Genomic DNA, 15,466 nt, shown 5'->3' on the forward strand with positions numbered 1-15,466 from the left:
GTTTACCGCACCACGGTGATCGCGGTCGCGCCCACGCGGAAGAGATCAGGATTTGGATTCGTCACGCGTATGCGGACTGGGAAACGGGCCGACAGATGAACCCAGTTCAAGGTACGATCCACGTTCGGGAATCCGTTCGTAACGGCACCATCTTCCGGAAAGACCCCACGGCCGACGCTGTCGACAACACCATCAAAACGCTGGCTGGGATGCTCCATCAGGTAGACCTCAACATGATCGCCGGGACGAATGTGTTTCAGTTTCGATTCGCGATAGTTGGCCAACACCCACCAGTTGCCGGTATCGACCAGCGTGAACATAGATGTTCCGGGATGCGCATATGCGCCCTCGGAGATGTTCATGTTGACGACATAGCCATCGAAAGGGGCACGCACCTGGCACCACTCCAGGTTCAGCTCGGCCTGATGCACTTTGGCAGCACGGCTAGGGCGTTGCGCCTCCAGCGTCTCCAGCGTATCGACGGTATGAACGGCCTCGCCAAGCTTTGCCTGCGAGACCTGCAGACCCGCCTGTGCTGCCTGCTTCGAAGCCATTGCCATCGACTCCTGCGCCTGTGCCTGCAGAAGCTGCGACGAAGCTTGATGCGCCGACTCCCTCGCCACCCGCAGAGCTGTCTCCGCCTGGTCGACCTGCTGGGTGGTGACATAGTGCTTGGCCAGGAGCGGAGCGATGCGGTCGTAGTCGTTCTGTGCGAACTTCATCTGCGCATCGGCGGCAGCCTGTGCCGCGCGGGCACGTTCCACCGCGGCTGTTGCCGCCTCGTGATTTGCCTGGGCTGCACTGATACCGCTCTGCGAATTGAGGATGCCCGCACGTGCGGCAACAACCCCACTCTGCTCTGTAGCAATGCGGCGGCGCTCGTCGTTGATCTGCCCTTCCAGCATCGCCTGGTCAGCACGCGCCTGCTCCAGGGCATACTCATAGGGGCGCGGATCAATCTCGAAGAGCAGGTCGCCCTTATGCACCACCTGGTTGTCTTTGACCAGCAGCTTTGTCAGACGGCCTTCTACTTCCGGAGCGAAGGCGATGGCGTTCGCCCGTACCGTGGCATCGTCGGTGCGGGGATGACGGTCAACCTGCAGCAAAGCTATCGCAAGCGCAATAACAGCTACCGCCACGATGCCGATGCCGATCCTGCGACCGAGAGTTTGTCTTTCGTTGAGATTCATGATCGAGTCCTTGAGTTCTAGCCCTTTCCCTGTTGCTGGGTATCCCGGAAGGGTTGTACAGCGGCGTTTCATTGCGGAAAACGCCCATAGATGTGGAAGCCCCGCATTACACCCACAGGAAAAGGCTCTAAGCGAAGAAGGAAAGCCACAGCAGACAAGTAAACAACACCACCAATGCCGGGTGAATGATGGCTGGATGCCCGACCGAGTGCAGCAGACCCCTGCGCCGCAGCAGCAGGTGCACCAACGCTGTAAGCGCAACACCGAGCGCGAGCGAGATCATCCAGCCGGGAAAGTACGAACCGACGATCTCCACATTGGGATTACGTGCACAGCCGGCTGTCAGCACGAGAGTCAGGGGCATGAGTAAGGACCTGAAGAACGCGTTCACGGTTTCCATCCTGTTGTAGAAGCATTGCCCGAAGGCAGATTGCCAATTGCATAACTCAGTGCCGCGGCGCTTTGCTGCACGCGGGCACGGGCGCGCACATCCTCAAGCCGCGCCTGCGCCAGTTGCCGTTCCGCCTGCACAACGTCGACCAGTGACCGCACGCCGTATCGGAAGGCATCAAGCGATGATTCGTAGGAGACCGTAGAAGACGTAAGAAAGCTCTGTGAGGAGCGCTCCTGCTCGATGGCCGTCCTGTAGTCCACATACGACTCCCACACCTGGCGTGTGACCGCATCCTGCGTTGCACGTTGTTCTTCGGCAGCGGCCTTCTGTTCAGCCAGTGCGGCGGCTACCTCATGTCGACGCGCTCCGTTGAAGACCTCCCAGCGAAGCTGCACCGCAGCCGACCAGGTGGACACACTCGCCGGACCGAGCTGCCCGTAGTCCGCAGTAGGCCACATGTTGGTCTGTCCGCCGGTTGCAACCAGGCCTACGCTCGGGAGATATTTCGCGCGTGCCGATTTGGCGGCATCGTTGGACCGCTTGAGATCCTGCATACGCGCCAGCAGATCGGGCCGATTCTTCCAGGCCTTATCGATCAACTCCTCCACAGGCGTATCGAAGGCTTCCGGAGATGCGGAGGTCATTGCTACGATCTCGATCGTGGCGGTCGGCTCAACACCAATAGCTTCGGTCAACGCCAGTTTTGCCTTCTGCACTTCACCTTCGGCGCTGGCGAGATCATACTGTGCCCCGGCAGCGCCAGCCTGCGCGTTCTGCAGGTCCGGCAGCGTCGCACGCCCGTTGTCGAACTGCGACTGTGCATTGGCAAGCAGTGTCTGCGCCGTCTGCAGAATCTGCCTGGCCGCAGCAAGCTGGCCTGCCGCCTGCTGCACACGATAGAACTGCGTTGCGGTGCGATACGCGATGGTCTGCTGAACGCGGCCGAAGCGGAGGGCCGAGGCAACTTCAAACGCCTTGCTGCCCTCCACGCGAGGTCCGCGTGCAAAATCCAGAAGCTGGTACTGCAGCTCCATTTGTGCAACGGCAGTGGGCACCTCAACAGTTACATATCCGCGCGGCGCCAGCGGTTTAGGAAACGGATTGATCGCACGTAGATCACTTCCCTGTGCAACAAAGGTCAGCAGTGGCAGATACTCCGCGCGCTGCACGCCCGCCTCTTCCATGGCTCGCTTTGCCTGCGCCCATGCGATTCGTGATTCGGGGCTGGCACTTTCAGCAATATCAATCAGCTCTACGAGGCTATAGCTGTGGGAGTCATCGAGCTTTGGAATCGGACGTAAGCTCGAGGCCACGCCGATACAACGCCCGGCCTGCCGTGCAGTAATGACCTGTTCGCAACCCGATGTTGCCTGCTGCGCAGGAAGAAGCTGCGAACCACTGCAGAGAAGTGCGACCACGACAATGCCCGCATGAAAGATATTGCCTGGCGCGTTGTTTTCGATTTTGTTTACGCCGTACACAAGTCAAGTATACGCCGTATACATAAAAATGCTAGAGTATTTTTATGTCACCCCGGACACCGACAGAAAACGAGTCCCCCGGCCTTCGCCAGCGCATCATCGATGCCGCCAGCCGGATCTTTGTCGAGGAGGGATACGAGCACCTTTCGATGCGGCGTGTTGCCCAGGTTGTTGGGTGTTCGCAGATGGCTGCCTATCGACACTTCGCGAATAAAGAGGCGCTGACACAGCATTTGTGCGCCCAGCTCTATACCGACTTCAGCAGCCGCATGTTCCGCCAGATGGAAGCCGCAAACGAGCCCTGGGAGCAGATCCGCATCTTCATTTCTGCGCTGGTGAACTTTGCCGTGTCGTATCCGGATCATTATTCTTTGGTCTTCCTGATCCGGCATGCGGATGAGGATGTGATCGCGGAGCGTGAACGTCTGGGCGAAGAGTTTCTGCAGACGATTCATGAGCTCATCCGTAAGGTGCTTCCGCAGGACACGACCGTGGCGACCTCGAATATGCGGATGCGGCAGGTGCTGACCTGCCTGCATGGCACGGCAGCGCTACTGATCGCGCATCCTCGCGCTTATGGGCTTACGAAGGTGAAAGCCATCAAAGACGCTGAGGATACGATTATGCGGTTACTGCGGGATTGACCTCAGCGTTTTTGAGCGCACGACTGAAGCGTACGCTCAAGCAAGGCGGTTCGAGCTTCGCTCGAATATCCCCAGAGTCAGCGTACCCACGTATATCGATAACCATCAAACTGACAAGCTACAGATGGCTCGGCTAAGCTACAGACAGCTCGCCTTTATATCCGCCCAGCATTGCGGAGCGCGCCGATCTCGTCGTCGGTAAAAACGCGTGACCGGGTGAGGAACTGCAACCCTCCCGGACCTTCCAATGAGAAGGCTGCACCGAAACCTGGAACCACATCAATGATGATCTGCGTGTGCTTCCAGTACTCGAACTGTTGCGGGGAGATATAGAAGGGAGATCCACCGATCTCGCCCACCTTTACGTCGCGGCTGCCGATGCGGAACTCTCCCTCGGGGAAGCACATCGGCGCGCTGCCCTCACAGCAGCCGCCCGACTGATAGAACATCAACGGCCCGTGTGCGGCCTTGAGCTCATCGATCAAGCTCAAGGCCGCCGGGGTAGCCGTTACCTGTTCTGGCAGATCAGACATCGGAGCAATTCTCCTAAAAATATAGAGCGGAGCGTGGGCTGTTTGCGCCGTTTTCCGGCGAAGAAAACGGCATTCGCAGATTTATCCAAAGCTACGGTATTAGGAGAACTGCTCTAAAACAACCCGAGTTTCTTCGTGCTGTAACTCACAAGCTGGTTCTTTGTCTGCTGGTAGTGCTCCAGCATCATGAGGTGATTTTCGCGCCCGATACCGCTCTGCTTGTATCCGCCGAAGGCAGCGTGTGCTGGATAGAGGTGGTAGCAGTTGGTCCACACGCGTCCTGCTTCGATCTCGCGGCCGAAGCGATAGGCGCGATTCAGATCACGCGTCCACACGCCGGCGCCCAGTCCATAGAGCGTGTCGTTTGCGATCTCCAGAGCTTCATCATCGTTCTTGAAGGTAGTCACAGAGAGCACTGGACCGAAGATCTCCTCCTGGAAGATGCGCATCTTATTGTTGCCCTTAAAGATGGTTGGTTGGATATAGAAACCGCCGGCGAGCTCGCCATCCAGTTTCGCGGCATCGCCGCCGATCAGGATCTCCGCGCCTTCCTTCTTGCCGAGATCGAGATACGACATGATCTTCTCGAACTGTTGTTTTGAGGCCTGTGCGCCGAGCATCGTGTCGGCGTCCAGCGGATTCGCCTGCTTGATGGCTTTCACGCGAGCCAGCGCGCGCTCCATAAAGCGATCGTAGATGGACTCATGAATCAGAGCACGCGACGGGCAGGTGCAGACCTCGCCCTGGTTGAAGGCGAAGAGCGCCAGGCCCTCGAGCGCCTTGTCGACAAAGTCATCGTCTTCGTTCATGACATCGCTGAAGAAGATGTTCGGGGATTTGCCGCCAAGCTCCAGAGTCAGGGGAATGATGTTCTCTGACGCATATTGYATGATCATGCGCCCTGTCACTGTGGATCCGGTAAAGGCCACCTTATTGATGCGCGGATTAGAAGCGAGCTCCTTGCCGACCTCGCGGCCAAAGCCATTGACGACATTTAGCACACCGGCAGGCAGAAGATCGCCAACCAGTTCCAGCAACATCAGGATCGATACCGGCGTTTGCTCCGCAGGTTTCAGGACAACGCAGTTGCCGGCAGCGAGCGCCGGAGCAAGCTTCCATGCCGCCATCAGCAGCGGGAAGTTCCAGGGAATGATCTGACCGACGACACCGAGCGGCTCGTGGTAGTGGTACGCGATCGTGTCGTGATCGATCTCGGAGATGCCGCCCTGCTGCGCGCGAATGGCGCCGGCAAAATAACGGAAGTGATCGGCAGTGAGCGGAACGTCAGCAGCCGTGGTCTCGCGAATCGGTTTGCCGTTATCCCAGGTCTCGGCAGCGGCCAGCAGGTCTACATTTTCTTCAATGCGCTGGGCGATCTTAATAAGGATGTTGGAGCGTTCGGTGGTCGAGGTTCGGCCCCATGCCTTCTTCGCCTTGTGGGCGGCATCCAGAGCTTTTTCCACATCGGCAGCGCCAGAGCGCGGAACCTCGCACAACACCTTGCCGGTTACCGGGGTGATGTTTTCAAAGTACTGTCCGGAGACGGGTTCTACCCATTCTCCGCCGATATAGTTGCCATAGCGTTTGCGGAACGGAACCGGATGTCCGTAATGCATTGGATCAAGCTGAACGGCTGGTGAAGTAGCCACAGTGTTTTCCTACCTTTCCTGCTCCCGGGTGAAGGCGGAAGCTTCCTTTTTCACGTGAAATACTGCTCCCCGGCAAGCATGGTTGCCAAGTGGTTCAGCCAACTCTTCTCGATTAAATAAAGAAGGGGCGAGCCATCCGGCTCGCCCCTCGGTTGATAGAAGCTTCGAACGAAGCCTCCGGTTCTGTTTACCAGGTCACCTTCACCGCCAACTGAATGCTGCGGTTATCCAGCGAGGTCGACGTCACCTTCCCGACAGCGGTCGGAACAGTGATGTTTGCGGCCGGATTGGAGAAGATCGCCCGGTTCAGGATGTTGTAGGCCTCGGCACGGAACTGCGCACGGAACCGTTCGTGAATCACGAAGTTCTTGATTCCCGAAAGATCGACGTTGGCAGTACCGGGTCCACGCAGTGCATTACGTGTTACCCAGCCCTGAATTCCAGGGTTGGCGGTGCTGGCAGTGCTCGCAACACCATCGTAACGAGTGGTGAAAGCGGAAGGATCAAACCAATTGAAGGGCGAGGGGCTCGAACGATATGCATCCGAAACCTTCTTACCCGCAACCAGGAAGACACGGCAGCCATTGTAGGCGGCGAAGTTGCAACCAGAGCGGGAGACGTTGAAGGCATAACCTCCACGAAGCTGAACGGCAGGCTGTAACGACCAGCCACCCGCAATGGCATTGGCCACGCCACTCTGAGCCCACTTCTTACCCTTACCGAACGGAAGCTCGTAACCGCCCGAGATAACGGCCTTGTTGCGGTTATCAAAGTTTGAGTACGAGCGGTCGAAACGCATATCGGTAGCGAACGACGAATCGTTTGCAGCCGCTTCGCCGGAGAAGTTGTCGAGGTTCTTCGAGAACTGGTAGCTGCCCAGATAGAAGAGACCGTTTTTGGCACGCTTCTCGATCTTGATCGACCCGCCGTGGAAGTTAGCATCACCCCGGGTGCTGCTGGTCAGGATGCCCTGGCCGAACGCCGGGTTTGGACGAAGCGAGTTTACGCACTGACCCGAAAGTGCCCACGAAGGCGCCACGAACGGATATTGAACGCACATGTTCTGGTCATAACGCTTCCAGGACTTGTGAGTCTGGCTGCCGGTGTAAGCCAGTTCCATGACCAACCCCTTGCCTAGATCCTGCTGCAGGCTCAGGTTGTACTCTTCCGTGTAAGGACGGCTGTTCTTCGGAAGAATGGAGAACGGCGAAGGCACCTGGGTTACGCCCACAGCTGCAACCGGATCAGGCCAGAGTTGCGCCACCGGATAAGCACTGAATGCCTGCTGGTAGTACAGCGGTGCGGCATAGCGAGTGAACTGAAGCTCGTTCGTATTCAGGTTGTCGAGATAGATACCGTAGCCGGCACGAAGAACCGTTCCAGAACGAGCTTCCCACGCCAGGCCAACACGCGGCATAAAGCCCTTATAGTTCGGCTCGATGATGCCAGGACGGAAAGTCTTGTTGACTTCGTACGCTCCAGACGCCAGGTAGAACGCCGGGATGCCCGACGGAACCTTGCTGAACGTAACCTTCTGGGTAGACGGATCGAGCGTACCTTCCAGACCGTTCTGCTCAACAAACGGGCTGTTGTACTCCCAGCGGAAGCCAAGAGTGAGGGTCAGGCCGTGACCGAACTGCCAGGTGTCATTGAAGAACGCGCCATACGTGTTGTCACGATAGTGGCCCATCGTCGTTCCGGCATTGCCATTGCAGCTCGATGTGCAGAAGCCACGAGCGTAGTTCTGGAACTTGTTGTAGAGGACCGGATTACCGGTGGCCGGATCGGTGTAGGAACTGTAGTCAATGTACTGATTGTTCCCATACGTGTAGACGCAGTTACCTGTAGGGAGTGGAGTGGGATTAGTCGGAGTCGCCGCAGGAAATACTGTCTTGGTGCAATTGTCAAAGGTAGCTGCACCGCGCGAATTGTTATCGGCAATCTGCCACAGACGACGGTTCTGATACTGGAAACCGGTCTTGAAGGTGTGCTTGCCATGCACGATCGAAAGCGAATCACCAAGGCTGATGATATTTTCGTGACCACCCTGGTCACCTGAGCCATCACCAACGTTGCCGTACCCGTTGATTGTGAAGCCCGCACGGCCATTCTGGCGAGTGCTGGTCAAGGCCGTAACATTCTTCAGACCCGAAACTGCAGCCCAGTTCTTGCTGGGGTCCTGCAGAACACCCAGGGTGATGTTGTAAAACTCATTCCAGCCCACACGGACTTCGTTCACAATGTTCGACGAAATCAGATAGGTGTTACCAACCACAGCATTACGGCCAAGTAGCGGATTGGATGTGAAGCTGCCACTCGCTTGAGGCGTCTGCTGCGATGAGTCGAAGTTGACATAGCGCCCGAAGAGAGAATTCTTCGTGGAAACCACCCAGTCACCACGAATGGTGTACTGGTTGTAGCTCTCAGTAAACGAACGGGTCAGAGCATAGTTATTGGTGCCGTATCCACTGACATAGCTGTCGCTTGTCAGGACAGGGTAGGTACCCGCCAATACACTGGATGCCTGATTCGATCCCAGGGCCGCCGGATTCCAATTGGCCGGCATGTTGATGCCAACGCAGTTGTTGGTATTGGATTTGTCTTGCTGGCAGGTCGTTGCTGGTTTGACCGTGTTGTTGCCGGCAACACGGGGATCAGCACTCGCGGCATCGCCAGCCAATTCTGCCTGCGTTGGGAAGAGAGCGAAGGTCGGGTTATCGCGCGTCAGCTTCAAACCTTCAAAGCCGCCGAACACAAACAGCTTATCTTTGATGACCGGAAAACCAACTGTGCCGCCATACTGGTGACGCGTAAAGTTCGGCTTCACCGGATTGGCTGCAACGGTCGTGAAGTAGTTACGAGCATCAAAAATCGCATTACGAGCGAACTCATAGCCCGAGCCGTGAATCGTATTCGTACCCGACTTCGTGACCATGGAGACAACAGCCTGTCCCTGGCCATACTCGGTCGAGAAGGTCGAACGCAGCAGGTTGAACTCCTGAATTGTGTCAGCGTTCGGCTGCAGCGACATGTTGTTGAAACGCACCGAACGAACATAGGTACCATCCAGTACGTAGTTCGTCGACGAAGCGCGTCCACCGTCCACTGAGATGTACAACTGGCGGCTGGTCGTCTGCGTACCCGTCTGGGCCGGTGTACCAGTCTGGCCGCTCTGCGGCGGCGAAACGCCCGGAGCCAGAGTGGCAAGCTGTAGCACGTTACGTCCGTTCAGCGGCAGGTCGGTGATCTGCTTCTGGTCGATGACCTGGCCGACGGTGGCTTCCTGCGTCTGCAACTGCGGAGGCAGTGTGCTGACTTCGACCGTGTCCGTCACTTCACCGACGCTCAGCGTGACTGAGCCATTGGCCGTCTTGCCGATTTCAATGTCGAGCGAGGGAATCTGGGCGGCCTTAAAGCCCTGCTTCTCAACGCGAATCTTGTAGTTGGAGGGCGGAACGTTGGGGATGGACCAGTCGCCATCGTTGTTGCTGGTCGCGATACGCTCGGCACCCGTACCGTTATTGATCAGGTGGATCGTCGCACCCGGAATGGCTGCGCCGGTCGCATCCATTACCTTACCGACGGCATCGGAGCTGGAGCTGGCCTGACCGAAAGCGGCCGGCGAAGCAATGTTGAGAACGAAGAGAGGAGCTGCGGCGAGCATTACACCGAGCAGCGATCGCCCGGCGGCGCTGGTAATACCCCTGGAAGATAAGAACGGCATCCGCAGGACAGCGTTTGTTCCGCTGTCAGCAGAAGCTGTTAGCTTGCTGTGTTTGATCATGGTTAGCCTCCAAAATCATTTCTTACATCGGGCCAGAAGACCCTGGTAGTGCAAATTGAGACGCCTCAAAAAGAGCGCCTGCTTCCTTGTTGTCGTCGCCCCGAATCGAGAATTCTTCTTCCGGCTTTACTTACAAAGCCGATTCCTTCGCTGCAGAAAAATTGCGGTCCGTTTTGACTGCGGGCTTATATCACAACCAAAAAATCGTTGTGAAGCGTTTTTCTTTTTACTTTTCCTGGTGTTTTTGGCGCTGCCAGCCACTCACCACGAGAGCGGACTTCGCCTGGAACACCTACGAAGCCGGTTCACTTGATATCGCTGCATGGCACCCCCATCTTCCGAAATGCGGCTGTCTGCCGCGTAAAACCATTCCAGCGGAGCGAACCGCTCATTGAGACGAATCAATTCACAACCGCTTACCTCCTCTTTTCGGAGGCGAACGGCATCCTACGCATGCCGCAAATCGGGTGTCAATACCGCATTTACATGGAGTGTGAAAAAGGAGGTGCGCCGAACGTTGTCGGCGCACCTTGGGGTTTACCATACAGTTTCCTCAGGAGCCTCCGGAACACGCGATAAACGGTGTTCTGGAGGTCCCCGGAAACGCTCTGCGAGCCAATGTTGGCTCTGAAATGCGGATAACGCAGCCTGCACGCCCTTCGGCCACAAGGCCTGGTTCTGCACCTTTTAAGCCGAAACAATCACAATGCAGCCGATACCACGAAACGGACGGCATCCTACGCGCGAAAAAACGCACGTGTCAATTGGCATTTATCGAGAGGATGAAAGCTCGAACCGGGTGGGAGCCGAGGGCTTCAACCAGCATTGCTGGATGGCATAAAAGCGAGGGCCTCCGAGCAGGCACTATAAGCGAGCTAAAAGCCCGCAGAACACCCCATCCAGCAAGGCCTCTGCTCCCACCGGTTCGAGCTTTGCTCGAATAGTTCACACTAGTAAACCAGTCCGCGGGGGCCGAATATCCCACCCATCGCGATGCGATGGATGGGGCACCCAGTGTATGGGTGCCCGAATTTATCGAGACGTACTATTGTCGTTCGCGACGGAACCGGTTCGCTAGACGATCGCGCGCACAACCACGCAATCGCTGCCTGCCTTAAGTACGGCCTGCTTCGCGGCAGCGGGTATGACGACCGCCGCAGCCGGTGTCAGTTCAAGCGTATCGCCGCCTTCAGACGTCAGTGTGGCTTCTCCTGACAGCAGGACCAGGCACTGCGGCTTCCCGGGCGCCGCTAGATCCAGCGTTGCTCCGGCAGCAAGTTCAACGCGATCGACACTGAAGTAGCGCTCTTCGACCAATCGAGTGAAGCCGTCTTTTCGAACGGGAGCACGCTTCCCCGCCGCCGTCGTTGCCTTCATCACCGCCAGTCCCTCTTCGAGATGAAGCTCACGCGGACGGCCGTAGTCATACAAGCGATAGGTAATGTCTGAGGTCTGCTGGACCTCCAGCAAGGTGACTCCCGGCCAGATGGCGTGAACGGTGTTGGCATCCACGTACACCAGGTCACCGGCGCTCACCGGCTCAAAGTGCAACAGGTCTTCCAGCCTTTCCTGTTCGATGGCCTCACGCACTTGCTCAACAGAGACCTTCGGATCCTTGAAGCCCAGAGCGACGGCCGCTCCCGGCTCTGCGGCAAGAACGTACCAACATTCGGTCTTTCCCTGGCTGTTCCTCTTCGCGGCCTGCTCGTCGTTCGGATGCACCTGCACGCTGAGCTTGTCATCGGGAAACAGCAGCTTCAGCAGTAATGGGAACTCACCGAGAGCTTTGCTCTCTCCCAAAAGCTCATCCGGATGTGAAGCGCTGAGCTCGCGCAGTGTCTGGCCCGAAAACGGACCACCCTCCACGGTGCACTGTTCACCGGTCAACCACGATTCGCCGATCTTTTCTGCGGGCCGATCTGCATACCACGGCGTGAGGTTGGTACGACCCCAAATGCGGGCCACAAGCGACGGCTTCAAGCGGAATGGATTCAGGGAAGGCATAGGATTCACGCAAACTCGATATAGTTTATGCCAATGAGTTTCAAGACCTCTCTCCTCTGGCTGCTTGCCTTGGCGCTTGGGTGCACCGCAGGTGTGGCACAAGCTGAAGACCGCTGGATCGGCACCTGGGCGGCCTCTCCTGTCTCCGTGAAGAATGAAACCGCGCTGGGCTCCGCTCCGATGACGATCCGTCAGACGGTTCACATCAGCCAGGGCGGTGAGACGTTGCGTCTCTCCTTAACCAATGAGTTCGGCACAGAGCCGTTGACCATCTCCGCAGCATCGGTGGGCTTCTTCGCAAGCGGCGATACCATCGTCGACGGCTCGGCGCATCCCGTCACCTTCTCCGGCTCGCCCAGCATCACCATGGCACCCGGCCAGTTCGTCACCAGCGACAGCATCAAGATCAACCTGCCCATCTTCTCGGATCTCTCCATCAGCCTGCAGGTACCGGCCCAGACGATTACGATCTTGACCGAGCATCCGCTGGCGAACCAGAGCGCGTATCTGGTCCCTGGAGACCAGGGCACAGTCGTCGATCTTCCTGAGCCGAAGGAGATCCGTAACTGGATCTTCCTCAAGAACCTCCTGGTGCCCGCGACCAGCAAGCGGTCCGCCGCGATTGTCACCTTCGGCGATTCCATCACCGACGGCGCGCGTATGTCGTTGAACAGCAATCACCGCTGGCCCGATCTTCTGGCGGCGCGGTTAACGACGAATAAGAAGACGCAATACCTCAGCATCGTCAATGAGGGCATCAGCGGAAATCGCATTCTGCACGACGCCGCAGGTCCTAAAGCGCTCGACCGCTTCGACCGCGACGTTCTCTCCGCACCAGGAGTGAAGTACCTCGTGATCCTGGAGAGCATCAACGATATCGGCCGTACGTACTTCGCGCGCCCCGGCACCCAGCCGGGCGAAGAGGCCGTGACGACACAGCAGATCATCGACGGCCTGAAGACGCTGGTCGATCGCGCCCACGCCAAACAGATCAAGGTTTACGGAGCTACGCTCACGCCGTACGAAGGCGCAGCGTATTTCAATGCCGAAGGCGAGAAAGACCGCCAGACGGTCAACGAATGGATCCGCACCAGCAAGGTCTTCGATGGTGTCATCGACTTCGATAAGATCGTCCGCGATTCGGCGGCGCCTTCGAAGTTCTCGAAGAAGGCCGACAGCGGCGATCATCTGCATCCCGGTGATACCGGGTACCAGATGATGGCCGACGGTATTGATCTGCGGATGTTTCAGTAGTACTTTGCACAACCGTTTCGCACTGAAGGTGTGAATGCCTTGCGACGGGGTTACCCGGTCAGCTTTGCTGGCTGGGTGTTCGACGGGCTTCCGGGCAGGCACTATAAGCGCTGAAGGCGCGCTCTATATCAGCCTGGGGCAACGCCCCAGGTCTCAACGCCCACACGATGTTAAAGGGCTGAAGGCCCGCTCTATAACTCTGCAGCTAAGGCAGATTCGCGCCAATGCGCGAACGGCGGTGGACTTTAGTCCACGGTTTACCTTTCCCAGAGGGCTCCTTCAGCCATTTGGCATGAGGATTATAGATCGGGCCTTCAGCCCTCAGACTCTTTAACTATCCGAGACCTGGGGCGTTGCCCCAGGCTGATATAGAGCGCGCCTTCAGCGCTTTTGTTAGCGGGCTTAACGCACATCCGTGGTTGGTTTATAAATCGTGAGCTGAAGCCCTCGGCTCCCACCCGGTTTCAAGAGGATCGCACTACGCCCCCGGCGGCAGTAACGCCTCAAAGATTCGATCGACAGCCTTCGTCAGAATCTCTTCCGTAAGAAAGGACTGGTCAAGGCTCGATTCGACAATGAGCGCTGAGACTATCGGCTGAATCATCATGACGGCAGATGCTCTGCTGATCGCATCTTTCTTTCTTCCTGCCGAGCCCAGGATTGAGGACAGTTGCTGCTCACGGCTGCCAGGATGCAGATTTGCCAGCCGCTGCCGCAGTCTCTCTTTTGCCTCCGGATGACGCAGTGAGAAGAGCTTGAACTCCAGCATGAGTTGGCCCCAGACTCGGTCTTTCAATAAGCCGAGATAGAACTGTCGCAGTGTCTCGCGGTTTTGTTCAACGCCGGTGGAGTGGGCGAGCCGCTCTTCCATCTGAGTGCGATAGCGCAACGCATGGTGTTCCCACAAAGCAAGGAAGATATCTTCCTTACTCTTGAAGTGAGCGTAGATCGCGCCCTTGGTGCGCCCCGCCAAGGCTGCGATCTCTGAAAGATCAGCTGCCTCATAACCGTCGCGGGCAAAGATGGTCTCGGCAGAGCGTAGTAGCAGCTCGCGTGTCTCTTTCGTTCTTTGTTCGTGTTTATTCGGTTTAACTGCCGTCATCGTCATCTATGCTAGAGCGTTTTCCCTGTTGCTGGTTATCCCGGAAGGGGCGTGCTGTGGCGTTTTCATTGCGGAAAACGCCCATAACATGCAGAATCCCTACATTACACCCACAGGGAAAATGCTCTAGCCGTTCTTCGCCGCCAGGGTGGCCTCCCTGGAAGAAGCGGCGATTCTCTCTTGCTGTTAGAGCATTTCACCTGTTGCTGGGTATCCCGTGAAGGACGTACAGCGGCGTTTTCATTGCGGAAAACGCCCATAGATGCAGAAACCCTACTCTACACCTACAGGGAAAATGCTCAGCGGCGCTGTGCCGCCGATAGCTGGGTGTGCGAACCGGCTTTCCCGGCTGGGCTAAATACGATCTGGCTCTTCTCGAACTTCGTGCGCTCCGCCGCATAGCGCTTGGCAATATTTTTGGCCACGCTGTCGGCAATGTTCTTGCTCTCAGACTCGCCGCGCACGGTTGCCTTCACATCGTCATTCACCTGCCACGCTCCTGCCTGATCGCTCATCGTGACATGAAAGGTCATCTGCGTTGTCCCAGCGAAGAATCCTGCCGGGCCCATCATCGCCCGTTTGACCTGGTTTCCCGGCCTGAAACCGGCAATTGCGATGCGCACCATCGATTGCGGGCAGCCGCGCTGCGCTCCCGGTTCTCCTTCGCGATAGATCTGACTTACGCCCTGCACGCGCCGCATACGATCCACCAGGTGTTCATACACAAGCGCGCGATAGGACGCCGGCACCTCCACCTGCTCCCAGGCAGGAGCAGCAACTAGAACGCTGCCCGGCTTTACAGAGGCGCCGTCGCATACATTGGCAACAGGCGCGGTGATGTCCACGGGCTCCGTTGCGGATGCTGCGTCGTCTGTGCGCGGAGCGAAGGTGGCCATTGCCAGCGTGGCGTCGGCCGGCGGCACGACAAAGACGGCCGCGTGGTATCCGCCGCGTGAGTCGCGGAACTCGACGGTCAGTGAGCTTTCTTTGTGATGCATGAATCCGGCGGCCGCCAGCCCGCCGCCATTGGGAATCGCCATCCGCAACAGGCGCCCCTTTATGCCCCACATCTCCACACGTTCCGAGCCATCGCTGATGGCAATCACCGAAGCGCGCGGAATGCGATAGACAACCTTGCCGGTAAAGGTGATGTTCTGGCTGTCCAGGACGAGCGTTCCCTTCTGTTTCGCCTTCACCTCGGGCAGACCGTATGCGTGCAGTGCGTGTGAGATCGTCCATGAGTCTTCGGACGATGGCTTAGGGGACGATATAACAGGCCGTTGCGGCTGAATGGCAGCAGACGCGAAGGCCTGATGCGGAAGAAAAAGAATTGCCTGTATCAGGACAAACAAAGAAGCTCCGGAGCGCCAGAACATAAGGGGAAATACCTCATTCAAAGAAAATACCTACTAGTAGGTATTTTTTAATACG

Annotated in this window: 11 protein-coding genes; 2 read left to right on the top strand and 9 right to left on the bottom strand. The window is 57.4% G+C overall.

Features of this window, described 5'->3' with window-relative positions; genetic code table 11:
• Positions 1-2: 2 nt before the first annotated feature.
• From AB4Y89_RS21690 to AB4Y89_RS21700, 3 genes are all read right to left on the bottom strand, one after another.
• Positions 3-1,190: an efflux RND transporter periplasmic adaptor subunit gene (locus AB4Y89_RS21690; RefSeq protein ID WP_442303035.1), complete on the bottom strand. Its 1,188-nt coding sequence runs from the start codon at positions 1,188-1,190 to the stop codon at positions 3-5.
• Positions 1,191-1,317: 127 nt separating this feature from the next.
• Positions 1,318-1,554, bottom strand: a complete 237-nt coding sequence (locus tag AB4Y89_RS21695) for a YtcA family lipoprotein (protein WP_442303036.1) — start codon at positions 1,552-1,554, stop codon at positions 1,318-1,320.
• 23 nt (positions 1,555-1,577) lie between these two features.
• The gene (locus tag AB4Y89_RS21700; protein ID WP_442303037.1) at positions 1,578-3,065 is read right to left on the bottom strand and encodes a TolC family protein; all 1,488 of its coding nucleotides are present in this window, start codon (positions 3,063-3,065) and stop codon (positions 1,578-1,580) included.
• 44 nt (positions 3,066-3,109) lie between these two features.
• Between AB4Y89_RS21700 and AB4Y89_RS21705 the strand changes: the two genes are divergently transcribed.
• Positions 3,110-3,709 carry a TetR/AcrR family transcriptional regulator gene (locus tag AB4Y89_RS21705; RefSeq protein ID WP_442303038.1) on the top strand — a complete coding sequence of 200 codons (600 nt, stop codon included), beginning with the start codon at positions 3,110-3,112 and terminating at the stop codon, positions 3,707-3,709.
• A gap of 155 nt (positions 3,710-3,864) precedes the next feature.
• Here the strand turns inward: AB4Y89_RS21705 and AB4Y89_RS21710 are convergent, their stop codons facing one another.
• The 4 genes from AB4Y89_RS21710 to AB4Y89_RS21725 form a co-directional block, all read right to left on the bottom strand.
• Positions 3,865-4,242 (bottom strand): DUF779 domain-containing protein, encoded by a 378-nt coding sequence (locus tag AB4Y89_RS21710; RefSeq protein ID WP_442303039.1) that lies wholly within the window; start codon positions 4,240-4,242, stop codon positions 3,865-3,867.
• Between the two features lie 113 nt (positions 4,243-4,355).
• Positions 4,356-5,891 (bottom strand): acetaldehyde dehydrogenase ExaC, encoded by a 1,536-nt coding sequence (gene exaC / locus AB4Y89_RS21715; RefSeq protein WP_442303040.1) that lies wholly within the window; start codon positions 5,889-5,891, stop codon positions 4,356-4,358.
• 187 nt (positions 5,892-6,078) lie between these two features.
• A complete protein-coding gene (locus AB4Y89_RS21720) occupies positions 6,079-9,675 on the bottom strand; it encodes a carboxypeptidase regulatory-like domain-containing protein (protein ID WP_442303041.1) in 3,597 nt (1,198 codons plus the stop codon).
• Positions 9,676-10,749: 1,074 nt separating this feature from the next.
• Complete coding sequence (locus AB4Y89_RS21725) at positions 10,750-11,679, bottom strand: type I phosphomannose isomerase catalytic subunit (protein ID WP_442303042.1); 930 nt, start codon at positions 11,677-11,679, stop codon at positions 10,750-10,752.
• Positions 11,680-11,712: 33 nt separating this feature from the next.
• Here AB4Y89_RS21725 and AB4Y89_RS21730 point away from each other — a divergent pair, with 33 nt between their 5' ends.
• Complete coding sequence (locus tag AB4Y89_RS21730; RefSeq protein ID WP_442303043.1) at positions 11,713-12,933, top strand: SGNH/GDSL hydrolase family protein; 1,221 nt, start codon at positions 11,713-11,715, stop codon at positions 12,931-12,933.
• 478 nt (positions 12,934-13,411) lie between these two features.
• Here the strand turns inward: AB4Y89_RS21730 and AB4Y89_RS21735 are convergent, their stop codons facing one another.
• Positions 13,412-14,035, bottom strand: a complete 624-nt coding sequence (locus AB4Y89_RS21735; RefSeq protein ID WP_442303044.1) for a TetR/AcrR family transcriptional regulator — start codon at positions 14,033-14,035, stop codon at positions 13,412-13,414.
• Between the two features lie 299 nt (positions 14,036-14,334).
• Entirely contained in the window at positions 14,335-15,387 is a 1,053-nt protein-coding gene (locus AB4Y89_RS21740) for a hypothetical protein (RefSeq protein ID WP_442303045.1), read from the bottom strand.
• Positions 15,388-15,466: the final 79 nt, after the last annotated feature.

This window comes from Terriglobus sp. 2YAB30_2, assembly GCF_052114765.1.
GTDB lineage: Bacteria > Acidobacteriota > Terriglobia > Terriglobales > Acidobacteriaceae > Terriglobus.